Annotated in this window: 19 protein-coding genes and 1 riboswitch; of the genes, 8 read left to right on the top strand and 11 right to left on the bottom strand. The window is 74.9% G+C overall.

All coding sequences use genetic code 11. The features are described from left to right. Positions 1–224 precede the first annotated feature (224 nt). The 5 genes from ABD160_RS10510 (at position 225) to ABD160_RS10530 (ending at position 6,386) form a co-directional block, all read left to right on the top strand. The gene (locus ABD160_RS10510; RefSeq protein ID WP_344020971.1) at positions 225–599 is read left to right on the top strand and encodes a DUF952 domain-containing protein; all 375 of its coding nucleotides are present in this window, start codon (positions 225–227) and stop codon (positions 597–599) included. A gap of 144 nt (positions 600–743) precedes the next feature. Then, positions 744–2,015, top strand: coding sequence for an NDMA-dependent methanol dehydrogenase (gene mdo, locus ABD160_RS10515; protein ID WP_425563599.1), 1,272 nt, complete (start codon positions 744–746; stop codon positions 2,013–2,015). Between the two features lie 90 nt (positions 2,016–2,105). Continuing rightward, positions 2,106–3,155, top strand: coding sequence for a MadB family AAA-type ATPase (locus ABD160_RS10520; protein WP_344020973.1), 1,050 nt, complete (start codon positions 2,106–2,108; stop codon positions 3,153–3,155). After that, the gene (madC, locus tag ABD160_RS10525; protein WP_344020975.1) at positions 3,152–4,675 is read left to right on the top strand and encodes a MadC family VWA domain-containing protein; all 1,524 of its coding nucleotides are present in this window, start codon (positions 3,152–3,154) and stop codon (positions 4,673–4,675) included. The genes ABD160_RS10520 and madC overlap by 4 nt, the downstream gene beginning before the upstream one ends. 52 nt (positions 4,676–4,727) lie before the next feature. After that, on the top strand, positions 4,728–6,386 hold the full coding sequence (locus ABD160_RS10530; RefSeq protein WP_344020977.1) for an ABC transporter substrate-binding protein: 1,659 nt from the start codon (positions 4,728–4,730) through the stop codon (positions 6,384–6,386). 960 nt (positions 6,387–7,346) lie between these two features. Here ABD160_RS10530 and ABD160_RS10535 read toward each other — a convergent pair. Continuing rightward, positions 7,347–7,709, bottom strand: a complete 363-nt coding sequence (locus tag ABD160_RS10535; protein ID WP_344020979.1) for a four-helix bundle copper-binding protein — start codon at positions 7,707–7,709, stop codon at positions 7,347–7,349. 118 nt (positions 7,710–7,827) lie between these two features. Then, complete coding sequence (locus ABD160_RS10540) at positions 7,828–8,532, bottom strand: phytanoyl-CoA dioxygenase family protein (protein ID WP_344020981.1); 705 nt, start codon at positions 8,530–8,532, stop codon at positions 7,828–7,830. A 44-nt stretch (positions 8,533–8,576) separates the two neighbouring features. Here ABD160_RS10540 and ABD160_RS10545 point away from each other — a divergent pair, with 44 nt between their 5' ends. The 3 genes from ABD160_RS10545 to ABD160_RS10555 all read left to right on the top strand — a co-directional run bounded on the left by ABD160_RS10545 (position 8,577) and on the right by ABD160_RS10555 (position 13,900). Further along, positions 8,577–9,362 carry a class I SAM-dependent methyltransferase gene (locus ABD160_RS10545; protein WP_344020983.1) on the top strand — a complete coding sequence of 262 codons (786 nt, stop codon included), beginning with the start codon at positions 8,577–8,579 and terminating at the stop codon, positions 9,360–9,362. Between the two features lie 221 nt (positions 9,363–9,583). Then, positions 9,584–9,787, top strand: a riboswitch (cobalamin riboswitch). A 115-nt stretch (positions 9,788–9,902) separates the two neighbouring features. Continuing rightward, positions 9,903–12,806: a ribonucleoside-diphosphate reductase subunit alpha gene (locus ABD160_RS10550; protein WP_344020985.1), complete on the top strand. Its 2,904-nt coding sequence runs from the start codon at positions 9,903–9,905 to the stop codon at positions 12,804–12,806. A 5-nt stretch (positions 12,807–12,811) separates the two neighbouring features. Continuing rightward, a complete protein-coding gene (locus ABD160_RS10555) occupies positions 12,812–13,900 on the top strand; it encodes a ribonucleotide-diphosphate reductase subunit beta (RefSeq protein ID WP_344021745.1) in 1,089 nt (362 codons plus the stop codon). A gap of 1 nt (position 13,901) precedes the next feature. On the opposite strand, the gene ABD160_RS10560 is transcribed toward ABD160_RS10555, so the two are convergent. The 9 genes from ABD160_RS10560 to ABD160_RS10600 form a co-directional block, all read right to left on the bottom strand. Further along, positions 13,902–16,298, bottom strand: coding sequence for an ABC transporter ATP-binding protein/permease (locus ABD160_RS10560; RefSeq protein ID WP_344020987.1), 2,397 nt, complete (start codon positions 16,296–16,298; stop codon positions 13,902–13,904). A gap of 161 nt (positions 16,299–16,459) precedes the next feature. Then, a complete protein-coding gene (locus tag ABD160_RS10565; RefSeq protein ID WP_344020989.1) occupies positions 16,460–17,437 on the bottom strand; it encodes an ABC transporter permease in 978 nt (325 codons plus the stop codon). A 13-nt stretch (positions 17,438–17,450) separates the two neighbouring features. Then, on the bottom strand, positions 17,451–19,028 hold the full coding sequence (locus tag ABD160_RS10570; protein ID WP_344020991.1) for an ABC transporter substrate-binding protein: 1,578 nt from the start codon (positions 19,026–19,028) through the stop codon (positions 17,451–17,453). Positions 19,029–19,076: 48 nt separating this feature from the next. Then, positions 19,077–19,859, bottom strand: a complete 783-nt coding sequence (locus ABD160_RS10575) for an ABC transporter ATP-binding protein (protein ID WP_344020993.1) — start codon at positions 19,857–19,859, stop codon at positions 19,077–19,079. Continuing rightward, positions 19,856–20,905, bottom strand: coding sequence for a FecCD family ABC transporter permease (locus ABD160_RS10580; protein WP_344020995.1), 1,050 nt, complete (start codon positions 20,903–20,905; stop codon positions 19,856–19,858). Before ABD160_RS10580 ends, ABD160_RS10575 begins: the two co-directional genes overlap by 4 nt. Continuing rightward, positions 20,902–21,939, bottom strand: a complete 1,038-nt coding sequence (locus tag ABD160_RS10585) for a FecCD family ABC transporter permease (RefSeq protein ID WP_344020997.1) — start codon at positions 21,937–21,939, stop codon at positions 20,902–20,904. Before ABD160_RS10585 ends, ABD160_RS10580 begins: the two co-directional genes overlap by 4 nt. Next, entirely contained in the window at positions 21,936–22,976 is a 1,041-nt protein-coding gene (locus ABD160_RS10590; RefSeq protein ID WP_344020999.1) for an ABC transporter substrate-binding protein, read from the bottom strand. The genes ABD160_RS10585 and ABD160_RS10590 overlap by 4 nt, the downstream gene beginning before the upstream one ends. Before the next feature lie 111 nt (positions 22,977–23,087). Beyond that, positions 23,088–23,321 (bottom strand): phosphopantetheine-binding protein, encoded by a 234-nt coding sequence (locus ABD160_RS10595; protein WP_344021001.1) that lies wholly within the window; start codon positions 23,319–23,321, stop codon positions 23,088–23,090. A 4-nt stretch (positions 23,322–23,325) separates the two neighbouring features. Then, positions 23,326–25,011 carry a (2,3-dihydroxybenzoyl)adenylate synthase gene (locus tag ABD160_RS10600; protein ID WP_344021003.1) on the bottom strand — a complete coding sequence of 562 codons (1,686 nt, stop codon included), beginning with the start codon at positions 25,009–25,011 and terminating at the stop codon, positions 23,326–23,328. Between the last annotated feature and the right edge of the window lie 14 nt (positions 25,012–25,025).

The following is a 25,025-nucleotide window of genomic DNA, read 5'->3' on the forward strand; positions in this document are numbered from 1 at the left end:
CGTCGATGGAGACCTCCTCGACGAGGGTCTCCTCGACCAGGACGTCCTCGTTCTGGTGCTCGCTCATGGGCAACCTCCGCAGGGATCCACTCTCGGCGAGAGCGGTGACCGACCGCCCCGCCGGCCGGCGCGGGCAGCAGATCGGACGTTATTGGCACCGGGTGCCGGAAAGCAAGAACCTGCGGGGACGCCCGTCCGTTCGGACGGGAGGGCATGCTGGCCGCATGACGGTGGACGACACGCTGCTGCACCTGTGCACCCCCGCCGAGCGGGCCGGCTACGAGCTCGCCGGGGAGATCGCACCGCCCTCGCTGGACGAGGTGGGCTTCGTGCACCTGTCCACCGCGGACCAGGTCGCGCTGCCCGCGCAACGGCTGTTCGCCGGCCGGACCGACCTGTCGCTGCTCGTCGTCGACCCGGCCGCGCTCGCCGCCGCGGGCGTCGAGGTCCGGTGGGAGCCGGGCGTGCCGGGCGATCCGGAGTCGATGCGCTTCCCGCACGCCTACGGCGCCGTGCCCGCCTCGGCGATCCGCGCGGTGCTGCCGTACCCGCCGGGGCCGGCTGGGTTCACCGCACCGGAGCTGCCTGACCTGGGCTGACGCCCGCCGCCCCGTCCGGTCGGACGGGGAACCTGACCGGGCCGACGGGCAGGTGGTCAGGTACCCGTCTGTAGCTGTTGCCAGTCATCTGCAACAGCCACCGTTGTGCTCGTCCGAACGCCAACGAGGCCGCGAGGAGAGCCAATGGCCATCGAGCTCAACCAGATCTGGGACTTCCCGATCAAGGAGTTCCACCCGTTCCCGCGGGCGCTTCTGGGGGTCGGCGCGCACGACATCCTGGGCGTCGAGGCGAAGAACCTGGGCATGACGCGGGTCCTGTTCGTCACCTCGGGCCTGCGCGGCTCCGGCATCATCGAGGAGCTCAAGGGCAAGGTCGAGTACCAGGGCGTCGACGTCGTCGTCTACGACCAGGTCGAGTCCAACCCCAAGGACTACAACTGCATGGACGCCGCCGCGCTCTACACGAGCGAGAAGTGCGACGGCATCATCTCGATCGGCGGCGGCTCGTCGCACGACGCCGCGAAGGGCGCCCGCGTCGTCATCGCACACGACGGCCGCAACATCAACGAGTTCGAGGGCTTCTCGAAGTCCACGAACATGGAGAACCCGCCGCACATCGCGGTCTCCACCACGGCGGGCACCGGGTCCGAGACCTCCTGGGCCTACGTCATCACCAACACCTCCGACATGGACAACCCGCAGAAGTGGGTCGGGTTCGACGACGCCGTCGTCACCACCCTGGCGCTGGACGACCCGCTGCTCTACTACAGCTGCCCGCAGCACTTCACCGCCTACTGCGGGTTCGACGTGCTCGCGCACGGTTCCGAGCCGTTCGTGTCCCGATTGGACTTCGAGCCCTCGCTGGGCAACGCGCTGTACTCGATCGAGCTGGTCGGGCAGTACCTGCGCGAGGCCACCTACGAGCCGCGCAACCTCGAGGCCCGCTCCAAGATGATGCACGCGCAGTACATCGCGGCGCAGGCGTTCAACTCGGGCGGTCTGGGCCTGGTGCACTCGACGTCGCACGCGGTGTCGGCGTTCTTCGACACCCATCACGGCCTCAACAACGCGATCGCGCTGCCCCGGGTGTGGGAGTACAACCTGCCCTCGCGCTACCAGCGGTACGCCAAGATCGCGACCGCGCTCGGCGTCGACACCACCAACATGACGACCGTGCAGGCCGCGGACGCCGCCGTCGAGGAGGCGATCCGGCTGTCCAAGGACGTCGGCATCCCGGACAACTTCGGTGTGCTGCAGTCCGACAGCTACGACAAGAACCGGATGAACACCGGCAAGTACGCCGGCCGCGGGGACACCATCCCCACCGACGAGAAGACGGTCCACCGGATCGCCGAGCACATGATGGGCGACTACTGCACCCCCGGTAACCCCCGCGAGTGCACGGTCGAGTCGCTGGTGCCGCTGGTCGAGCACGCCTTCACCGGGTCGTACTAGACGACCCGGCACAGGGAACGCACGGAACCCGCCGCCGCGCCCGGATCAGCCCCCGGGCGCGGCGGCCCCCGCACGCGCACGAGGAGAACGGTGCCCCCGACCACGTTCGACAGCCCCGAGACCCTGACCGAGGCCCTGTCCGGCGAGAACTACGTCATCGATCCCGACTTCGCCGTGGTCGTCCACCTGGCGACCGCGCTGGAACGGCCGCTGCTGCTGGAGGGACCGGCCGGCGTCGGCAAGACCGAGCTGGCCTCCTCGCTGGCCGCGGCGAGCGGCCGGCGGCTGGTGCGGCTGCAGTGCTACGAGGGGCTCGACGACGGCCGGGCCCTCTACGAGTGGGACTACGGCAAGCAGCTGATGCACGTCCAGATGCTGCGCGACCGGATCGGCGAGCTGCTGTCCGGGACGACGACGATGGCCGAGGCGTCCGCCCGGCTGCAGGCGCAGGACACCGGGCTCTACACCGAGCACTTCCTGTCCACCCGCCCGCTGCTGGAGGCGGTGCTGTCCCCGGACCCGGTGGTGCTGCTGGTCGACGAGGTCGACCGCACCGAGGAGTCGATGGAGGCGCTGCTGCTGGAGGTGCTCGCCGAGCAGCAGGTGACCGTCCCGGAGATCGGCACCTTCACCGCCCGCTCCGTCCCGTGGGTGGTGCTCACCTCCAACGACACCCGCGAGCTGTCCCCGGCACTGAAGCGCCGCTGCCTGCACTTCCAGGTCGGCTTCCCGACGCCCGCGCGGGAGGCCGAGATCGTGTCCCGGCGCGCGCCGCAGGTGGCGCCCGAGGTCGTCGCCGACGTGGTGGAGCTGGCCCGCACGCTGCGCGGGTTCCCGCTGCGCAAGTCGCCGTCGATCTCCGAGGTGATCGACGCCGCCCGGGCCGCCGCGGTGCTCGGCCTGGGCTCGGCGGGCGAGCTGGAGAAGGTGCGGCCCGCGCTGCTGTCCGCGCTGCTCAAGTACGGCTCGGACCGCGAGCTGGCGATCCGCAGGCTGGACGGCGAGGACCCCGGTCCGCAGGCGGGCGGACCGGTCGCCGCGGAGGGCGCGTCGACGACCGCGGGGGCCTTCGGCGCCGGGCGGGCCGCCTCCACCGGGTCCCGCGCGGCCGCCGACCGGAACCGCCGGGGCCGCCGGTGACCGCGCCGGCCCGCGATCCCGGGCCATGGGTGCTCTCGGTGCTCTCCGCGGCGTTCACCCGGGTGCTGCGGACCCAGCGGGTCGCGGTGTCGCCGGCCGAGGCGATCGAGGTCCGGCGGGTGCTGGCGATGTTCGGCGCGTCCGACCTGGACCGGCTGCGCACCGGGCTGCGTGCCGTCACGGTCGCCTACGCGCACGAACGTCCCGGCTTCGAGCGCGCCTTCGACGCGTTCTTCGGGCTGCTCCCCGGCACCGGTGACGGCTCCGGCGCGGACGGGCCCGGCCTGCGCGGACCGGCCGCGCAGGGACTGCCGACCGATCTGGAGCTCGCCGACGGCGACGACCCGCTCGGCCGCTACGCCGATCACGACCCGGGCACCGCCGACGTCGGTGACCTGCTCGACGCGCCGGAGCAGGAGAAGGGTTTCAACCCGCACCGCGACGACGACGACGTCTCGCTCGGCGGGTCCGACCGGGACCTCTCGGTCTCCTCGGCCGAGGACCGCGGCCGGCGCGGGACGACCCACACGGTGGACCTGGAACGGGCCGGGGCGGCGGCCGGGAAGGAGCTGACGTCCGGCGGCGCCGACCGGGTGTCGGGCCGGATCGACCTCGACGACCCGGAGGCCGTCCTGGCCATGCTCGCCGCCTACGACCCGCACGCCGTCTACGCCGACGGCCCGGAGGGCGAGCTGCTCTCGGCGAACCAGCTGGGCCGGCTGGTCGACGCGATCAGCGAGTTCGTCGCGCAGCTCGCCGAGCGGATCGAGACCGGCCCGGGCGCGCCCGCGGCGCCGGACACCGACCGCACCCCGGAGCCCGCCGACATGCAGCGCGCCTGCCACGAGCTGCTGCACCGGATGCGCGGTGCGCCGCGCCGGGTCCCGCGCGAGCACGCCCGCGGGCCGCTCGACGTCCGGCACACCGTCCGGCGCAGCATGCGCAGCGACGGCGTGCCGTTCCACCTGCTGGTCCGCCGGAAGGTGCCGGACCGGGTGCGGCTGCTCGTCGTCGCCGACGTGTCGCTGTCGGTCCGGTCGATCACCGCGTTCGTGCTGCGGCTGGCCAGGACCCTGCACCGGCAGGCGTTCCGCTGCCGGGTGCTGGCCTTCGTCGACGCCCCGGTCGACGTCACCGGCCTGCTGCTGCGCGCGCACGACGACCGGGCGCTCGCCGCGGTGCTGGCCGCACCCGGCCTGGACCTGGACGCCACCAGCGACTACGGCCGCGTGCTGGGCGGGATCAACGAGCGGTTCGCCGACGCGGTGGACAACCGGACCGCGGTGCTGTTCGTCGGCGACGCCCGGTCCAACGGCCTGCCGCCGGGCACCGACGAGCTGCGCCGGCTGGCGCGCCGGGCCTACCGGGTCGGCTGGATCACGCCGGAGCCGCGCCGCTACTGGGACCAGGCGTCGTGCGCGATGGGCGAGTACGCCGGGATCGTCGATCACGTGCTGGTCGCCCGGGACGCCGACGAGCTGCTGGCCGGGGCCGGCGAGCTCGGCCACGCCCTGTCCTGATCCGGCCCCGACCCGGTGCGGGGCGCGCCGACCGAACGGGCACCCTGGTGCGGTGGCCCTGACCCGTCGATCGTTCCTGCGCGTCACCGGTGCCGCGGCCGCACTGGCCGGGATCCCGGCGCTCGCCGCCTGCGGTGCCGCGGCCGACACCACCGCGCCGCCGCTCACCGTGCTGTTCGCCGGGGCCGGGCCGCTCCCGCCGCCGGACCCGCACCACGTCTGGCGGCCGGTGGACCGGGCCCGCGCCGCGGCCGTCGCGGACACGCTGCTGGTCTGGTCGCCGGAGATGCGTGCGGTGCCGCACCTGGCCGAGTCGGTGGAGCCGGACCCGACCGGCACCCGGTGGCGGGTCCGGCTGCGGGCCGCCGTCGCACACGACGGGCGGCCGATCACCGCGGCCGACGCGCTGGCGTCGTTGCGCCGGATCGCCGACCCGGCCACCGGGGCGACCGCCGCCCCGCTGCTCTCCGGCGTCGATCTCACCGCCAGCCGGGCGGTCTCGCCGACCGAGCTGGAGATCGTCCTGGGCGCGCCGGACTTCCTGTTCCCGCTGGTACTGGGTGCGCCCGGGACCGGGATCGTGCGCGACGGCGACGGCGCTGCCCCGGTCGGCACCGGCGCGTTCCGGCCGCACCCGGTGGGGCCGGAGGTGCTGCTGCGCCACGACGGGCACTGGCTGGGCGCTGCGGCGTCGCCGGAGCTGCGGTTCCTGGTCGACGACGACGAGGAGAACCGCTTCCAGGCACTCGTCGAGGGCCGCGTCGACTACGCGCACGATCTGTTCCCCCACAGCGTGCGCCGGATCATGGGCCGGACCGGGACCCGGGTCCTGTCCGCGCCCGGCTCGGCGACCCGGTTCCTGGAGGTCGGCAGCGGCCGGGCGGACCGGCTCGGCCGGGCCGACCTGGGCGGCGACGGGACCGCCCCGGACGGCGGCGGCCCGGCCGGGGCGCTGTTCGACGATCCGCGGCTGCGCGAGGCGGTGCGGTTGGGCATCGACCGGGAGGCGCTGGTCCGGCGGGTGCTGCTGGACCTCGGCGATCCCGGCGACGACCTGTTCGGTCCGGGCCTGGAGCACCATCCGGCCGACGTCCCGCCGGTGGAGCGCGACGCCGCCCGGGCCGCCGAGCTGGTCGCCGCGGCCGGCGCGACCGGGATCACGGTGCCACTGCTGTTCGACCCGTTCGATCCGCTGTCCCGGCCGGCGGCGGCGGTGATCGGCGAGCAGCTGGAGGAGATCGGGCTGTTCGCCGAGCCGCGCGAGCCGGACCCGGTGGGCGCCGAGCCGACCCCGGGGATCGCGTTCCGCCGGGTGCCCGCGCAGCCGATCCCGCTGCACCTGCGCGCCGCGGCGCTGGGCAGCTCCCCGGTGCCGGGCCCGGACACCGGCAACGACAACGACGGCGGCGGCGACAGCGACAGCGACAGCGACAGCGGACCGGACGGCGAGCCGCTCGGCCCGCCGCCGGCGGAGCGCCCGTACGCGCCCCGGGCGGACGTCGCCCGGCTGCTGGCGGCGGCCACCGCCACCCCGGACGACACCGTCCGTGGGGACGCGCTGCGCCGGGCCCAGGTGCTGCTGCGCGACGCCGCGACCGTCTGGTCGGACGGCGACGAGCACGTCGGGATCTCCGCCGACCTGGACGGGATGGAGCCGGCCCGGCCGGACACCGTGCGCTGGGCCAGGTTCGACCGCGCCCGGCTGGGGTGACGGGCGGGCGCCCCGGGGGTGCGCCGCGGGGTCGGTGGCCGGCATGGGTCGGTGCCCGACGCCCGGCACGGGTCGATACCCGACGCCCGGCACGGGTCGATGCCCGACGCTCGGTTGGGGCGGTGGCCGACACCCGGCCTCTCGACTCGCGTTCCGCGGAACGCCGTCCGCCGATCTGCGGGACACGGACACGCGGGAGACGGGCATGGGGGAACGGGGAGCTGCGGAACGCAGGGCTGCGGGACGCAGGGCTGTTGCGGGACGCGGAGCCGGCGGGCAACCAGTGGTGCGGGATCCCTCGATCCGGCGTTCCGCGGAACGCGTCCGCGGGAAGGAGCGCCGGGCCGGCACCGCCGGCTGACCGCGAACCGCAGCACTCCCGGACCACCCCGCTCGCGTTCCGCGGAACGCACCACGGCCCGTCCCGCGACCCGGTGATCCCTCGGAACCCGCCTGCTCGACCGCGTTCCGCGGAACGCACCACGACACATCCGGCCCCGCAGAACACGTGCCACAGCACGCCACCCCGCCCGCGTTCCGCGGAACGCACCGCGACACATCCGGCCCCACGGAACGCGTGCCACAGCACATCGCGCCCCCGGCCGCGTTCCGCGGAACGCACCGCGGGTCCCGCGGAACCCGCGCATCGCGCCCTCCGACCGCGTTCCGCGGAACGCACCGAGCACGCAGCACCCGCCGCCCGGCCACCTCCCGCAGCCCGCAGCCCGCAGCCCGTCGCAGAGCCTCACAGCACCCCGCGCAACACGCACAGCACCCGGCAGCACCCGGTCACCGCGTTCCGCGGAACGCACCCCAGCACCGTTCCGTCGGCCGGCCGGCCGGGCGGCCGGGCCGGCCCGACCGCCGGCCGGCGGACCTGCCGGGCGGCGCCGTCGACGGTCCCGGCCGGTGGGCCCCGCACGACCGGCCGGGGCCGGCACCGGTCGACGGCGCCGGCCGTCAGCCGCCGCCCTGCTCCCGCAGCAGCGCGGCGGCGTCCCGGGTGATCTCGGAGTGCCGCCGACAGTGCTCGTGATGGCCGGCGTGCGCGCCGCAGGCCGCCGAGCTCGCCTCGCAGGCGAGCATCGCGGCCTCCACCGCTGCCCGGGCGACGGCCTCGTCCCCGTGCCGCCGGCCCAGCACCCGCGCGGCGGCCGAGCACAGGTCCGCGCAGTCCAGCGCGAGCAGCACCTCGCGCTCCATGCCGCCGGCCCCGACCATCGCCGACGCGCAGGCGGTGCTCGCCCGCTCAGCCTCGTGCAGGATCTCGACGACGGCCGCCGGGGTCGTGACGCCGGCAGCCTCCAGCACGTCGTGGCTCATGTCCTTCTCCTCTCCGTGGTGACGGTCACCACGGCCGAGCCTGACAGCCGGCACACCGTTGCGCCCGGCAACTCAATCTTCCGTCGGGTGAGTCCCCGGGCCCGCCCGATCCGGGACCTCAGTCCTCCCGAAGGTGCGGCCGCCCCGCGGGCTGGAACAGACAGAGCAGCGCCCGCCGGTCCCGGTCGGACCGGTTCGGCCCCGACGAGTGCAGCATCAGCGTCGGAAACAGCACGACGTCACCGGCGACGGCGCGGATCGTGACCGGCGCCGGCTCCCCGGGCCGGGGCCCCTCGCTGTCCGGGCGTGGACCGGTCCGATGACTGCCGGGGACCAGGCGGAGCGCGCCGTTGCCGTCGTCGGCGTCGTCCAGGAACACCATCGCGGTGACCACCTCGGCGGCAGCCCGCGGATCCAGGAAGCGGGCCAGGAACGAGTGGTCGGTGTGCCAGATGAACGCCGAACCGACCCGGGCCCGCTTGAAACTGATCTTCGACGTCAGCAGGCCGACCCGGTCCGTGCCGAGCATCCGGGCGGCCGGGCCGGTCAGCCGTGGATCCTCGGCACAGCGGGCGAGCCGGTCGTCGAGATGCGCGACCGGGCGCAGGTTGCGCACCACGTCGCCGCCGGGTTCCCGGTGCACCGACGTCGGCGGCCCACCGCGCAGGCCGACCGTGGTGGCGATCCGACGGCCGTCACCGGACACCGTCTCGTGCACGACGTCGGCCGCAGCGGCCAGCGCCACCGCGGCCTCCACGGCGTCGCGGAGCCCGGCGAGCTCGTCACCGGTGAACACTCCGCGGCAGATCTCGAATCCGGGCATCCCACACCTTCCTTGTTGAACATGGATATCGATACCATTTTGTGGTGACCGATCCCGATGGGTACACGACCGCCATGCGCAGCCTGTGGGGCGGCGCGGACTACCGCCCGCTCGCCGCGCGACTCGCACCCGCATCCCGTGCCCTGGTCGACACCGTCGCACCCGGCGACACCGAGCAGGTGCTCGATGTCGCCGCGGGCACCGGCACCGCCGCGCTCATGCTCCGGGAGCGGGGCGCCGCGGTGCTCGCGACCGATCTCGCACCCCGGATGGTCGAGCTCGGCCGGGAGCGGACCGCGGGGACCGGGATCGTCTGGCTGGAGGCCGACGCGGAGGACCTGCCGTTGCCGGACGGCAGCGCCGACGTCGTCGTGTCGAGCTTCGGACTGATCTTCGCCCCGCGGCCGGAGACCGCACTGGCCGAGCTGCGCCGGGTGCTCGCGCCGGGAGGCCGGCTGGCCTTCACGGCGTGGACGCCGGACGGGTTCATGGGGCGGATGACCACGGCGATGCGGGCGCACACCGGCACCCCGCCGGGGGTCGCCGACCCGCTCGACTGGGGAGTCCCGGACACGGCGCGCCGGCGGCTGGCCGGATTCGCCGGGATCCGGATCTCCGCACACCGGCTGCCGTGGCACTTCGACTCGCCGGCGGCGATGACCACCTTCCTGCGCCGGCACTCCCCCGCGCACGCCGCCGCGGCGGCCGGGCTGGGCGGGCGCGCGAGCGCGATGTTCGACGACGTCGAGGCGCTCGCCGGACCGGCGGACCGGCCGGTCCGGCTCGACGCGGAGTTCCTCGTCGTCGACGCGACCGCGCCGACCCGCTGACGGCGCCGCCCGGCCCGGCCGGCCCGCCCGGCCACATCGCGGCGACGGCCACGGCGACCGCGGCGACGGCCACCGGCGCGTCGCGCATCACCCGCCCGGGTGACCCGTCGTCGTCCACCGGACCGACCCGCCGGGGCCGACCTGCACCGTTCACCGGCGGTGACGATTCGTCGCACCACACCGACTCCTTGGGGTCTCGAACGGCGACCGCCCCAAGATGTAGTGTCCGCGGCGCTGGTGGTTCACCGGCCCGCCCGGGCCGGTGAGGCAACAGGGAACCCGGTGCGAATCCGGGACTGCCCCGCAGCGGTGAACGGGAACGACCGCCGTCAACGAGCACTGGGAGCGATCCCGGGAAGCGACGGCCAGTAGGAGCGTGCACGACGCCCGTGAGTCCGAAGACCTGCCACCGGTGCGCGCGCCGCCGGCGTGCGCAGCTCCGGGGCCTCGCGGGAGGGCGCCAGGGTGCGGCGGTCCCGGACCGCCGTCGCCTCCTCGCGCGGGTCACGGACCGACGGCGACTCGCGAGGAGAGAGACCCGTGACCGCAAGCACCGCTCCCCCTGCATCCGCGCACGGCACGGCCCCGCCCGGCCTGCGGGTGATCCGCCGTGACGGCTCCGAGACCACCTTCGACGCCGGCAAGATCTCGGTCGCGATGACCAAGGCGTTCCTGGCCGTCGAGGGTGGCCCGGCGGCGGCGTCGTCGCGGCTGCACCATCTCGTCGGCGAGCTGACCGACCAGGTCGTCGCGGCACTCGCCCGGCATCCCGCCCCCGGCGTGCACGTCGAGCAGATCCAGGACCAGGTCGAGCTGGCCCTGATGCGCGGCGGGCACCACAAGGTCGCCCGCTCCTACGTGCTCTACCGGGAGCAGCACGCACAGGCCCGCGACGCCGCACCCGCCGCCCCGGGCACACCGACCGTGCACGTCACCCAGCCGGACGGCAGCCGGGTCCCGCTGGACCGCGACCGGGTCGACACCGTGCTCGCCGAGGCGTGCTCGGGCATCGACGACGTCTCGCCGGAGCCGGTGCTCGCCGAGCTGGACCGCACCGTCTACGACGGCATCACCGCCGACGAGCTGTCCCAGGCACTCGTCATGGCGGCCCGCACGCTGGTCGAGCGGGAACCGGACTACTCGCTGGTCGCGTCCCGGCTGCTGCTGGACCGGCTGCGCACCGAGGCCGTGTCGCACCTGTCCGGCACCCGGGAGACGCCCGACCAGGCCACGATGACGCAGCGGTACGCCTCCTACACCAGGGACTACCTGCGCCGCGCGATCGACATCGGGCTGGTCGATCCGGAGCTCGCCACGTTCGACCTGGACCGGGTCACCGCCGCGGTCCGCCCCGAGCGCGACCTGCAGATCGGCTTCCTCGGCCTGCAGACCCTCTACGACCGCTACCTCCTGCACGAGCGCGGCACCCGCTTCGAGCTGCCGCAGGCGTTCTTCCTGCGGGTCGCGATGGGCCTGGCGATCCGCGAGGTCGATCGCGAGGCGCGCGCGATCGAGTTCTACGAGCTGCTGTCGAGCTTCGACTTCATGGCGTCCACCCCGACGCTGTTCAACTCCGGCACCACCCGGGCCCAGCTGTCGTCGTGCTTCCTCACCACCGTCGACGACGACCTGGACTCCATCTTCGGCGGCTACCGCAACAACGCGCTGCTCGCGAAGTACTCCGGCGGCCTGGGCAACGACTGGACCCCGGTCCGCGGCCTCGGCGCGCACATCCGCGGCACCAACGGCGTCTCGCAGGGCGTCGTCCCGTTCCTCAAGATCGCCGGGGACACCGCGGTCGCGGTCAACCAGGGCGGCAAGCGCAAGGGCGCCGCGTGCGCCTACCTGGAGACCTGGCACGTCGACATCGAGGAGTTCCTCGACCTGCGCAAGAACACCGGCGACGACCGGCGCCGCACGCACGACATGAACACCGCGAACTGGGTTCCCGACGAGTTCCTGCGCCGGGTCCAGGCCGACGCGGACTGGACGCTGTTCTCCCCGGACGAGGTCCCCGACCTGCACGACCTCTACGGCACCGCATTCGCCCGCCGCTACCGCGAGTACGAGGCCGCCGCCGGCCGCGGCGAGATCCGGGTGCACCGGACGGTGCGCGCGGTCGACCTGTGGCGCCGGATGCTGACCATGCTGTTCGAGACCGGGCACCCCTGGATCACCTTCAAGGACCCGTGCAACCTGCGCAGCCCGCAGCAGCACGCCGGGGTGGTGCACTCGTCGAACCTGTGCACCGAGATCACCCTGAACACCCAGGCCGGGCCGGACGGCGAGGTCGCGGTCTGCAACCTCGGCTCGGTGAACCTGGCCGCGCACACCGGACCGGACGGGCTCGACGCCGACAAGCTGCGGCGCACGGTGACCACGGCCGTCCGGATGCTGGACAACGTCGTGGACATCAACTTCTACACGATCCCGGAGGCCCGCCGGTCCAACCTGCGGCACCGCCCGGTCGGCCTGGGGATGATGGGCTTCGCCGACGCGCTGTTCCAGCAGCGGATCGCGCCGGGCAGCGACGCCGCCGTCGAGTTCGCCGACCGCAGCGCCGAGGCGCTCAGCTTCCACGCGATCGCCGCGTCGTCGGACCTCGCGGTCGAGCGCGGCCGCTACGCCTCGTTCGACGGCTCGCTGTGGAGCCGCGGCATCCTGCCGATCGACTCGCTGGAGCTGCTCGCGGCCGCCCGCGAGGAGGGCGAGCTGGACGTCGACCGCTCCACCACCCTCGACTGGGACACCCTGCGGGCGACGGTCCGGCGCCAGGGCATGCGCAACTCCAACGTGCTCGCGATCGCCCCGACCGCGACGATCTCGAACATCTGCGGGGTCGCCCAGTCGATCGAGCCGATCCACCTGAACCTGTACGTGAAGTCCAACATGTCCGGCGACTTCACCGTGGTGAACCCGCACCTGGTCCGCGACCTCAAGGAACGCGGGCTCTGGGACGAGGTGATGGTCGCCGACCTCAAGTACTTCGACGGCTCGCTGGCCGAGATCGACCGGGTGCCCGCCGACCTCAAGGAGCTGTACGCGACGGCGTTCGAGATCGAGCCGCGCCGGCTGATCGCGGCCGCGTCGCGCCGGCAGAAGTGGCTCGACCAGGCCCAGTCGCTGAACCTCTACCTGGCCGGTCCGAGCGGTCGCAAGCTCGACGAGCTGTACCGGCTGGCCTGGCGCAGCGGCTGCAAGACCACCTACTACCTGCGCACCCGGGCCGCGACGTCGGTGGAGAAGTCCACCCTCAAGGGCACCGACGGGCGGCTCACCGGGGTGCCCAGCGGCGCCGGCGCGGGCGGCTCCCCGGCAGGCACCGCCCCGGCGCCGGCCGTCCCCGCGGCCCCGGCGGATTCCACCACCGGCGGCATGGAGCTCGATCTCGATCCCGCCGCCGCCTGCTCGATCGACGACCCCGACTGCGAGGCCTGCCAGTGACCACCGTGGACAGCACCACCGGCCCCCGGACCGACCCCGCCGACGCGACCGGCCTCGGCGAGATCGAGCGCGGCGCCGCCCCGGTGCACGCCGACGACAAGCGCATGATCAACGCCCGGACCGACGTCAACCAGCTGCTCCCGATGAAGTACCACTGGGCGTGGGAGAAGTACCTGGCCGGCTGCGCCAACCACTGGATGCCGACCGAGGTCGCCATGCAGGCCGACATCGCGCTCTGGCGCACCCCCGGCGGCCTCACCGACGACGAACGGCTGATGCTGACCCGCAACCTCGGCTTCTTCGCCACCGCCGAGTCGCTGGTCGCGAACAACATCGTGCTCGCCGTCTACCGGCACCTCACCAACCCCGAGTGCCGGCAGTACCTGCTGCGCCAGTCGTTCGAGGAGGCCGTGCACACGCACACCTTCCAGTACGTCTGCGAGTCGCTCGGGCTCGACGAGGGCGCGCTGTTCAACGCCTACCGCGAGGTCCCCTCGATCACCGACAAGGACACCTGGGCGCTGCGCTACACCCAGGCGCTGTCCGATCCGGACTTCCGGACCGGCACCCCGGAGAACGACCGGGCGTTCCTGCGCGACCTGATCGCGTTCTACGTGGTGTTCGAGGGCATGTGGTTCTACACCGGCTTCGCCCAGATCCTGGCCCTCGGGCGGCGCAACAAGATGGTCGGGATCGCCGAGCAGTACCAGTACATCCTGCGCGACGAGTCCATCCACCTGAACTTCGGCATCGACTGCATCAACCAGATCAAGATCGAGAACCCGCACCTGTGGACGCCGGAGTTCGCCACAGAGATCCGCGGCATGCTGCACGAGGCGTGCGAGCTGGAGATCGCCTACGCCCGCGACACCATGCCGCGCGGCATGCTCGGGCTGACCGCCGAGTCGTGCGAGCAGTACCTGCGGTTCATCACCGACCGGCGGGCCGAGCAGATCGGGCTCGCGCCGCTGTTCGGGCAGGCCGAGAACCCGTTCCCGTGGATGAGCGAGGCGATGGACCTGCGGAAGGAGAAGAACTTCTTCGAGACGCGGGTGACCGAGTACCGCACCGGCGGCTCCCTGGAGTGGGACTGAGTCACTGAGCCGGACGGCCACCGGCCCGACCGCCGAGATGCGCACCAGTGTCCGGATGTGATCGACAATTCGCGCTGACGCGCATCTCGGCGGCGGCGGGCAGCAGCGTCCCGCCGTCGACGACGAGCACCCGGTCGGCGAGCGCGTCGACCGCCTCGTGGTCGTGGCTGACGAACAGCACCGCCAGCCCCTCGGTGCGGCGCAGCTCCCCCAGCAGGTCCAGGATCGCCCGCCGGTTCGCCGGGTCCAGCGAGGACACGATCTCGTCGCACACCAGCAGCCGCGGCCCGGCCGCCAGTGCCCTGGCCAGGGCGACCCGCTGCTGCTGGCCGCCGGAGAGCCGGTCGGTGCGCCGGTCGAGCAGGTCCGCTGCCAGGCCGACCCGGTCCAGCAGCACCGCCGGCGGCGCCGGCGTCCCGAAGATCCGGATCGGGGCGGCGAGCTCCGCGGCGACGGTGCGGCGCGGGTTGAGCGAGCGGGCCGGGTTCTGGAACACGTACTGCACGGCGCCGCGCTGGGCCCGGGTCCGGGCCCCGGCGCGACCGGCCAGCGGCACCCCGTCCAGGGTGACGGTGCCGTCGTCCGGGCGGTGCAGCCCGACCAGGCAGCGGGCCAGGGTGCTCTTGCCCGCGCCGGAGTTCCCGACCAGCCCGACGCACTCGCCGGCGCCGACGTCGAGATCGACCCGGTCGAGCACCGGATGCGCCCGGTACCCGGCGGTCAGCCCGCGGACCTCCAGCAGCGGCACCCGGGCGATCCCGGCGGACGAGCGCGTACCCGGGGCGGTATGTGCCAGGGCGGTCTGTGCAGGGGCGGTATGTGCCACGGCGGCCTGCCCCGGGACGGTCTGCCCAGAGGCGGCCTGTGCCACGGCGGCCTGCCCCGGGACGGTCTGCCCAGAGGCGGCCTGTGCCAGGGCGCCCTGCGCCAGGGCGGCCCGCACCGGGGTGATGGCCTGCGGCCCGGCCGGAGCACCGTCGACCACGGTGAGCACGTCGTCGACGAGATCGCGGACCGCCGCCAGGTCGTGTGTGACGACGAGCAGCGCGACGCCGCGGGCCCGCCGCGCGCGCACCAGGTCCAGCACCGCCGCCGCGGTGTCCGGGTCGAGCCCGGTGGTCGGCTCGTCGAGCACCAGCAGGTTCGGGTCGCCGACCAGGGCGAGCGCCAGCAGCAGCCGCTGTTGCTGGCCGCCGGAGAGCTGGTGCGGGTAGCGGCGCAGGAACGCCGGGTCGCCGGGCAGCCCCACCCCGCGCAGGGTCGCGGCCACCGCGTCCCGGCCGGTCCCGGCACCGTGCGCGCGGTGCACGTCGCGGACCTGGGTGCCGATCCGCACCGACGGGCTCAGCCCGAGCGCCGGGTCCTGCGGGACCCAGCCGACGGCGCGACGGCCGGGACCGCCGCCGAACCGGACCGTCCCGCCGGCCCGCAGCCCGGGTGCCAGCGCCCCGGTCACCGCGCGGACCAGGGTGCTCTTGCCCGACCCGGACGGCCCGACCACGGCCAGCCCGCGGCCGTCGCCGAGCACCAGGTCGATCCCGGACAGCAGCGGGCGGCCGCCGGCGTCGTGCACCGAGAGCCCGTGCGCGACCAGCGCGTCCGGGCCGTCCCCGGCCCGCGGCGGGACCGGCACCGGCCGGCGCGGGGTGTCCCGGGCGGCGCGCGAGTCGGCCAGCAGGTTCACCGACACCACCAGCAGCACGATCATCAGGGCCGGGGCGAGCACCGCCGGAGGCTGCACGGTCAGCCCGCCCTGGTTGGCGGCGATGTCCAGCGCCCAGTCCGGGGTGTTCGGCGGCAGCCCGAGCCCCAGGTAGCCGCCCGCGGTGACCACCGACAGGGTCGCCGTCAGCCGCATCCCGGCGTCCGCGGCGACCACCGGGACGATGTTCGGGGCCACCTCGCGGAAGGCGATCCGGCGCAGCGGCTCGGCCCGGGCCTGCGCCGCCTCGACGTACCCGGCCGACGCCTCCTCCAGCACGGCGCCGCGGACCACCTTCACCACCCACGGCAGCGCGGTGAGCGCACCCGCGGCGACCAGCGCCGGGGCGCCGCGGCCGGCCGCCGTCGCCAGCACGGCGAGCACCAGGAACCAGGGCAGCACGACGAGCACGTCGACCGGCCGCATGATCCAGCCGTCCGCGGACCGGCGCAGCCCGGCCAGCAGCCCGGCCGGGAACCCGACCAGGTAGGCCGCGGCCAGCGCGGTCACGGTGATCAGCGCCAGCCGCCAGCCGCCGTGCAGCACCCGGGACAGCACGTCGCGGCCGAGCCGGTCGGTGCCCAGCGGATGCCCGGCGGACGGGCCGTCGAACGGGACGCCGACGGTGGCGCCCGGGTCCCACGGGGCCAGGATCGGCCCGGCCGCGACCAGCACGACCAGCACGGCGAGGCCCACGGCGACCAGCCGGCCGGGACCACGCCACCCGGTACCCGGACCGGGCCCGTCCTCCGGCCCGGCGCCGGGAGCGTCCCGCCGCCCGGTGCCGGGTACGTCCCGCCGCCCGGTGCCGGGTACGTCCCGCCGCCCGGCGCCGGGAGCGGCCGGGCCCCGGCGGCTCACCGGCGCCCGTCCAGGACCGCGCGGCGGGCGAGCGGGCTGGCGGCCAGCGCGGCGAGATCGGCGAGCAGGTGCACCGCCACCCCGAACACCGCCATCAGCACCGCGGCCGCCGCGACGACCGGGAAGTCGCGCAGCGCGATCGCCCGCACCAGCTCCTGGGCCAGGCCCGGGTAGGAGAACACCGTCTCGACGACGGCCACCCCGCCGACCAGCCCGGCCACCGATCCCGCGATCGGCGGCAGCGCCGCGGCCAGCGCGACCGGGGCCACGTAGCGGGCGAACAGCCGGGTGTGTCCGACGCCGTGCAGCGCCGCCGTGCGCAGCGGCTCCCCGGCGACCAGCTCGGCGGTGCGCGCCCGGATCACCCGCACCGGATGCGGGACCAGCCCGGCGAGCAGCGCGAGCACCGGCAGCACCAGCACCTCGGGGCGGGCCAGCGGGCTCGTCCCGGACGGCACCAGCGACACCGCGGGCAGCAGCCGCCAGCCGAGCGCGACGACCGCGATCAGCACCACCCCGATCACGAACGACGGCACCGCCTCCGCGGTGAGCGCGCCGGTGCTCACCGCGCGGTCGGTCCGGGTCCCGGCGCGCACCCCGGCGAGCACGCCGAGGCCCAGCGCCAGCGGGAACAGCAGCGCCACCGTGACCGACGCGAGCACCAGGCTGTTGCCGATCCGGGCGCCGAGCACGTCGGCGACCGGGCGGCCGGACAGCAGCGAGCTGCCCAGATCGCCGCGCAGCAGCCCGCCGGCCCAGGACCCGAACCGCTCGACCGGGCCGCGGTCCAGCCCGAGCTCGGCGCGCAGCGCGGCGACCTGCTCGGGCGGCAGCGCGCCGGAACGGCCGCTCTGCGCCAGGATCGTCTCGGCGGCGTCCCCGGGCAGCGTCTCGAACAGCCCGAACACCACGACCGCCACCACGACGAGCACCAGCGCCGCGCCGGCGAGCCGGCCGAGCAGGTACCGGATCACCGGCCGGGTCCGGTCACGCCGAGAGCCACACGCCGCGGTAGCTCGCCCAGTCGTCGTTGCCGAGGACGAACTCGGGCACGCCCTGCACCGACGGCGCGATCCCGGCAGGCTGCTTGACGAAGTTGTGCACGATCAGGCCGCCGGTGTCGAACAGCGTCTGCTGCAGCTCGGTGTAGAGCGCGGCCCGCTCGTCGACGTCGAGCGTGCCGCGGGCCGCCATGAAGGTCGCGTCCCACTCCGGGTCGCGCCAGCCGGCGTTGCCGGGCGCGTCGGAGACGGTGGTCTGGCCGTAGAAGTAGTCCAGGCTGTAGTTCCACCAGTTGTTGTGGGTGAGCGGGCGCTGCCCGGAGACCTGGGCGGCGTAGTTGTCGGCCGGGACGGTCTCCAGGTTCACCGTGATCCCGGACTCGCGGGCCTGCTCGGCGAACAGCGTCGCCGAGTCCAGCTGGCCGGGGCTGGAGTCGGCGGTGGTGAGGGTGACGGTCAGGTTCTCCTGCCCGGCCTGGCGGAGCAGCTCGCGGGCCCCGGCCGGGTCGTGCGGGCGCTGCGGGATGTCGCTCGCGTAGAACGGCGCGCCCAGCCCGTAGAGGTCGTTGCCGACCTCGGCGAACCCCAGGTATACGGTGTCGGCCATGGCCTGCCGGTCGACGGCCAGGCGCAGCGCCTGCCGGACCCGGACGTCGTCGAACGGCGGGGTGTCGGCCCGCATCTGGAGCGCCGCCATGGTGCCGAGCCGGGGCTCGACCAGCCGGAACGTCCCGTCGTCGGCGAGCGTCCTGGCGTGCAGCGGCGGGGTCTGGTCGATCATGTCGACCTCGCCGGAGCGCAGCGCGTTCACCCGCGCCTCCGGCTCCGCGATCTGCAGGATCTCGACCTCGTCGAGGTGCGCGACGCCGTCCCAGTACTCCGGGTTGCGCACCAGCAGCGCCCGCTCCCCCGGTGCCCACTCGCGGAGCACGAACGGCCCGGTGCCGACCGGCAGCGACGACGCGTCGAAGGTGTCGCTGCCCTCCTTGACGACGTAGACGTACCAGCCGGCCAGCACCGAACCGAGATCGGCGAGCGGCTCGGACAACGCGACCTGCACCGCGAGATCGCCGTCCGCCCTGGTCCGGGACAGGTCCACCATGGACAGGTCGGCCGAGGACGGCTTTGCCGGGTCGAGCATCCGCTCGATGCTGTACAGGACGTCCCGCGAGGTGAGCGGGCTGCCGTCGCTGAACCGCACGCCGGACCGCAGGGTGATCCGCCACTCGCTGCCGTCGGCGTTCGGCTCCAGCGACTCGGCGAGCCGGTAGCGCAGCGTCAGGTCGTTCTCGTAGGCGACGAGCCGGTCCCAGACGTTCTTGGCGATCGCGCCGGCCGCGGCCGATCCGGCGACGTGCGGGTCCAGCACGTCCGCCGACGGCGACTGCCCGGCCAGCGCGACCCGCAGCCGGCCGCCGGGGCGCGGCGGGCCGGCGTCCGGCGCGGCCGGTTCCGTGCTGCTCCCGCACCCGCCCAGCGCGACCGCGCCGGCCAGGCCGGCCGCACCGAGCAGCAGCGCCCGCCGGGACAGCGCCGTGCGGCGGGCCAGTTCGTCGATCCTCATGAAGAAGATTGATACATGAACAGCTGCTCAAGTCTGCAGTGAGTCACATCACCTTCGTGGCCGGGGCAGCACCAGCGGCGTGCCGGTCAGCGGATCGGTCGTCACCAGCGCGTCCACCCCGAACACCGACGACACCAGCTCCTCGGTGACGATCTCGCCCGGCTCCCCCTCGGCGACGATCCGGCCGCCGGCCATCGCGATCAGGTGGTGCGCGTAGCGCGCGGCCAGCTCCAGGTCGTGCAGCACCATCACCACCGTGCGGCCCTGCTCGACGTTCACCGTGCGCAGCAGCTCCAGCACGTCGAGCTGGTGCGCCAGATCGAGGAACGTGGTCGGCTCGTCGAGCAGCATCGTCTCCGGGCCCTGGGCCAGCACCAGCGCGATCCAGGCCCGCTGGCGCTGCCCGCCGGACAGCTCGGCCACCGGCCGGTCCGCCAGGTCGGCCAGCCCGGTCGCGGCCAGCGCGGCACCGACGGCCTCCTCGTCGTCCGGCGACCACTGCCGGAACCAGCGCTGGTGCGGATGCCGCCCGCGCCCGACGAGATCGGCGACGGTGATCCCGTCCGGCGCGGTCGGCTGCTGCGGCAGCACCCCGACCCGGCGGGCGAGCTCGGTTGCGGGCAGCCGGGACAGCTCGGTGCCGTCGAGCAGCACCCGGCCGGCCTGCGGGCGCATCAGCCCGGCGAGGCCGCGCAGCAGGGTGGACTTGCCGCAGGCGTTCGGGCCGACGATCACGGTGATCCGGCCGTCCGGGATCCGCACCGACTGCCCGTCGACGACCGGCTCCCCGGCCGCGTAGCCCAGGCTCAGGTGATGGCAGCTCAGGGTCATCCGCTCGCTCCGATCCGGTTGCCGCGCACCAGCAGCGCGATGAGCACGGGCGCCCCGACCAGCGCCGTGAGCACGCCGACCGGGAGCTCGCGCGGCGCGAACACGGTGCGCGCCACCAGATCGGCGGTCACCACCACGAGCGCGCCGGTCCCGGCGCAGGCGAGCAGACCGGGGCTGCGGTCGCGCAGCACCCGGCGGACGATCTGCGGCGCCACCAGCGCCACGAACCCGACCGGCCCGGCGGACGCGGTGGCCAGCGCGGACAGCCCGACCGCACCAGCCAGCAGCCCGGCCCGGGCCCGGCCGACCCGCGGGGACAGCGCGCGGGCCAGGTCGTCGCCGAGCTCGAGCACGGCCAGCCTGCGGGTCAGCGCCAGCATCGGCGGCAGCAGCAGGCACAGCCCGGCGGCGACCGGCACGACATCGGGCCAGGACCGGCCGGCCAGGCTGCCGACCAGCCAGACCGCGGCCTGGTAGGCGGCGTTGATGTCGGCCCGGCTGAGCAGGAAGGTCGCCGCCGCGCCGAGGATCGCGGCCACCCCGATCCCGACCAGCACCAGCCGGTAGCCGGAGAAGCCGCCCCGGTAGGCGATCGCGTACACCGCGACGGCCGCCACCGCGGCCCCGGCGAGCGCGCCGCCGGTCACCCAGGCCGCGGTCGCCCCGAACCCGATGATCATCAGCACCGCGCCGGCCGAGGCGCCAGCGTTGATCCCGATCACGTCCGGGCTGACCAGCGGGTTGTGCGCGAGGCGCTGCAGCACCCCGCCGGCGACGCCGAACGCCGCCCCGACCAGCACCCCGGTCAGCGCACGCGGGATGCGGTGGTTCACCACCACGTCGTAGGTGATCAGGGTGCCGTTGCCGGCGAGCGTGTCCAGCACGGTCGGCAGCGGCACCGGGTACTGGCCGACCGTCGTCGCCCACAGCGCGACCAGCACCGCACCCAGCCAGGTCAGCGTGCCGAGCACCAGCCCGCGCACCCCGAACCGGGCCGAGAACGGCCCGCGGCGCAGCACCACCGTCCCGCCACCCACACGACTCACAGGGTGGCCACCTTCCGGGTCCGCACCAGGTACAGGAACACCGGCCCGCCCAGCAGCGCCGCCGTCACCCCGATCTGGACCTCCTCGGGGGCGAGCACCACCCGGCCGGCGACGTCGGCGAGCAGCACCACCGCCGCGCACAGCAGCGCGGACAGCGGCAGCACCCACCGGTGCGCCGTCCCGACGAGCAGCCGGGCCGCGTGCGGCGCGACCAGCCCGACGAACGCGACCGGGCCGGCCACCGCGGTCGCCGTCCCGGCCAGCACCACGACGGCGACCAGGCCGGTCACCCGGGTCACGCCCGGCCGGGCACCCAGGCTGCGGGCGGTGTCGTCGCCGAGCGCGACCGCGTCGAGCCGGCGCACCAGGACCACCGCGAGCAGCACCCCGGCCACCGCGAACGGCACCGCCTGGCCGACCGTGACCAGATCGGCCCGCGCCAGCGACCCGATCACCCAGTACCGGTAGCGCGCGAACAGGTCCCGGTCGAGCAGGACGAACGCCGAGGTCATCGCCATGATCAGGGCGGAGACGGCGGCGCCGGCGAGTGCCAGCTTCACCGGGGTCGCGCCGTCCCGGCCGGAACCGCCGATCGCGTAGACCGCCGCGGCCGCGATCGCGCCGCCGAGGAAGCCGAACCACACGTAGCCGCTCAGCGACCCGACGCCGGTCAGCGCGATGACGGCGATCATCGCGCCGGCCGCGCCGGCGTTCACGCCGAGCGTGCCCGGCCCGGCCAGCGGGTTGCGGGTGACGCCCTGCGCGACCGCGCCGGCCAGCCCGAGGCAGGTCCCGGCCAGCAGCCCGGCGATCGTGCGCGGCAGCCGGATGTGCCGGACGACGATGTCCGACTGCGTCCCGCTGAAGTGCAGCAGCCCGGCGTGCAGCTCGGCCCAGGCCAGCGGGCGGGCACCCACCTTCAGCGAGGCGACGACCGCGACCGCGACCAGCAGCACCGCCGCCGGGAGCGCCCAGGGCGCGGCCGCGCGGACCCGGACCCCGGTGGGCGGCCGGACCGGGGCGGCGACGCTCACTCCGGGTGGACCAGGTCCGCGACCCGCTCGGCGGCGTAGGGGGCGCGCAGGCTGGCGGCCCGGTCCGCGAACAGGAACGCGTGCACCGCACCCTCCCGGACGGCGGTGCTGCCCGACAGCGCCGGATCGCCCAGGATCTGCGCGACGTCGGCCTCCCCGTCGGCGTCGACGGTGGCCGGATCGCAGCAGGTGGAGGTGAGGATGACGTCCGGGTCCCTGGCGATCAGCTCCTCCTTCGACACCGCCACGTGCCGGCGCTCGGTCAGGTCGGCGAACACGTTCTCGGCGCCGGCCATCTCCAGGATCCGGCTGCCGAAGTCGATGCCCGACGCCACCCGGTAGCTGCCGTCGTCGTCGTTGAGCAGGATCGCGACCCGCGGCGCCGGCCTGCCCTCGACCCGCTCCTGCACCGCGGCCACCCGCGCCTGCAGGTCGGCGACCAGCTCGCCGGCCCGCTCCTCGGCCCCGAGCAGCCTGCCCAGCGAGCGCAGGTCGTCGTAGATGGTGTCCATCGACACCTGGGCCGGATCGATGGCCTCGTCGGAGGCGCCGTCCTCGGTCGGGCACAGCGGGGCGTTGATCCAGGTCCGGACGCCCAGCTCGGCCAGGTCCGCCCGGGTGCTGACGGTCTCGTTGCCGCTCGCCGCGAACGAGTTGTTGTACCCGGACAGCACGAAGTCGGGTTCGGTGGCGAGCAGCGCCTCCCGGGTGGGGAGATCGGGGACGTAGGGGACCGCCTCCTGCGCCTGGGTGAACTCGGCCAGCACCGGCGCGTCCAGGTAGGCGGTGCCGACCAGCCGGTCGCTCACGCCGAGCGCGTGCAGCGTCTCGATCGCCGGCTGGTAGAAGGCGTAGATCCGCTGCGGCGGCTCCGGGACGGTCACCTCGATCCCGCAGTTGACCTCGGTCACCGGCTCGCCGCCGCCCGCGGCGGGCGCGTCGGGCGCCGGCGGGCCGCCGCAGGCGGAGAGGACCAGCGCGGCGGCGGCCGCGACGGCGACCGGCAGGATCCGGCGGGGAACGGACCGGGGGGACATCGCGGCTCCACAGCGTCGACGGGGCTCACAAGACACCTGACAAATTGTTCATATGTCATGGATGTCGTGAGATCCATCGTGCGGCCGGATTTTGTCCGGAACGTCACCCGGTCATCGGGCGGCGCGCAGCAGCTCCGTCCACCGGCGCAGCACCGGCTCGTCGGCGAGATCGGGGAAGTTCAGGTCCGGGCTGCCCTCGGCGCGCCAGCGCTCGACCAGCGACATGATCCGCACCGAGTCCAGGCCCAGGTCGAGCAGGTCGTCGTCGGGGCCGATGGTCGCCGGATCGCAGCCGAGCAGCTCGGCGACGTCGGCCCGGATCCGTTCCTCGAGCGGCAGGGTCATCGGTTCACTCCTCGTCGTCGGGGCCGGTCCCGGCCGCCGTGCGGTCCTGCAGCGCCGCGCGCAGCTCGCGCCTGCTGGTCTTGCCGACCCCGGTGACCGGGAACGCGGGGACGATCTCGACCAGGTCGGGGACCTTGAACGCGGCCACCCCGCGCTCGCGGACGAAACGCCGCAGCACGGCGCCGGTCGGGGCACCACCGGGGCGGGGCACCACCCACGCCTGGGTGCGCTCGCCGAGGTACTCGTCGGGGACACCGACGACGGCGGCGTCCAGCACGTCCGGGTGCGCCATCAGGTGGTCCTCCACCTCGGCCGGGGCGACCTTCTCGCCGCCCCGGTTGATCTGTTCCTTCACCCGGCCGACGACCTCGATGTGCCCGGTCGGGCGGCGCCGCACCAGGTCGCCGGTGCGGTAGAAGCCGTCCGCGGTGAACGCCGTCGCGTTGTGCGCGGCGGCCCGGTAGTAGCCGCGGATGGTGTACGGGCCGCGGGTGAGCAGCGCCCCGGCCCGGCCGGGCTTCACCAGCGCGTCGGACGGTGCGGCCGGGTCGTCGGGATCGACGATCCGGATCTCGTCGTCCGGCGAGATCGGGCGGCCCTGGGTGGTCAGCACGAGCTCGTCCGGGTCGTCGAGGCGGGTGTAGTTGACCAGGCCCTCGGCCATCCCGAAGACCTGCTGCAGCCGGCAGCCCAGCGCCGGGCCGATCCGGGCGGCCAGCTCGGGGCCGCACTTGGCGCCGCCGACCAGCACCACCTCCAGGCTGGACAGGTCGCGGGTGGTGCGCCCGGCGGCGTCGATCCAGGCGGCGGCCAGCGGCGGGACCAGACCGGTGATCGTCACCCGCTCCTGCTCGACCAGCTCGAACGCGGTGGCCGGGTCCGGCGCCGGGGCCAGCACCGAGGCCGCTCCGGCGTGCAGGGCACCGAGCACGCCCGGCGAGCTGAGCGGGAAGTTGTGCGCCACCGGCAGCGCGGCGAGGTACACGCTGTCCGGGCGCAGGCCGCAGATCCGGGCGCTCTCCCGGACGCTGTAGAGGTAGTCGTCGTGGGTGCGCGGGATCAGCTTGGGCAGCCCGGTGGACCCGCCGGAGAGCTGCAGGAACGCCACCTCGCCCGGGTCGCGGGCGGGCAGCTCGCGGGCGGGGGCGGCGGCCAGCTCGGCCAGCCCGGCCGTGCCCGCGGTGGTGCCGCCCGATCCGGTGTCCAGGACGACCACCTCCCGGACCGACCCGACCGCGTCGGCGGTGGCCCTGGCGAGCGCGCCGTGGTCGAAGCGGGCGTGCGCGTCGACGGTGATCACGGCGGTCGCCGCGGACCACTCGGCGACGTGGCGCAGCTCGGTGCCGCGGTGCGCGGGCAGCGCGAACACCGGCCGGGCGCCGAGCCGGAACAGCGCGAACACCACCGGCAGGAACTCCGGCACGTTCGGCAGCTGGAGCACCACGTTGTCGCCCGGCCGGACGCCGAGGTCGTGCAGCCCGGCCGCGAGCCGGTGTGCCCGGTCGTCCAGTTCGGCGACGGTCCACCGCTGCGCCACCGGGCCGGTGCGGCCGACGACCGCGGTGCGCTCCGGGTGCGCCGCGGCGAGCCCGGACAGCCAGGCCCCGAACGTCTCGCCGCGCCAGTGGCCGAGCGCGCGGTAGCGGTCGGCGACCTCCGGCGGCCACGGCACGTGCTCGGGATCGGTCAACGCATGTCCTTCCG

Source organism: Pseudonocardia kongjuensis (genome assembly GCF_039526905.1).
GTDB lineage: Bacteria > Actinomycetota > Actinomycetes > Mycobacteriales > Pseudonocardiaceae > Pseudonocardia > Pseudonocardia kongjuensis.

Excerpts from the sequence above, each read along its gene's own strand:
- ABD160_RS10510 (WP_344020971.1), top strand. The coding sequence starts at position 225 with ATGACGGTGGACGACACGCTGCTGCACCTGTGCACCCCCGCCGAGCGG.
- mdo (WP_425563599.1), top strand. The coding sequence starts at position 744 with ATGGCCATCGAGCTCAACCAGATCTGGGACTTCCCGATCAAGGAGTTC.
- ABD160_RS10535 (WP_344020979.1), bottom strand. The coding sequence starts at position 7,709 with ATGAGCCACGACGTGCTGGAGGCTGCCGGCGTCACGACCCCGGCGGCC.
- ABD160_RS10540 (WP_344020981.1), bottom strand. The coding sequence starts at position 8,532 with ATGCCCGGATTCGAGATCTGCCGCGGAGTGTTCACCGGTGACGAGCTC.
- ABD160_RS10570 (WP_344020991.1), bottom strand. The coding sequence starts at position 19,028 with ATGAGGATCGACGAACTGGCCCGCCGCACGGCGCTGTCCCGGCGGGCG.
- ABD160_RS10575 (WP_344020993.1), bottom strand. The coding sequence starts at position 19,859 with ATGACCCTGAGCTGCCATCACCTGAGCCTGGGCTACGCGGCCGGGGAG.
- ABD160_RS10590 (WP_344020999.1), bottom strand. The coding sequence starts at position 22,976 with ATGTCCCCCCGGTCCGTTCCCCGCCGGATCCTGCCGGTCGCCGTCGCG.
- ABD160_RS10595 (WP_344021001.1), bottom strand. The coding sequence starts at position 23,321 with ATGACCCTGCCGCTCGAGGAACGGATCCGGGCCGACGTCGCCGAGCTG.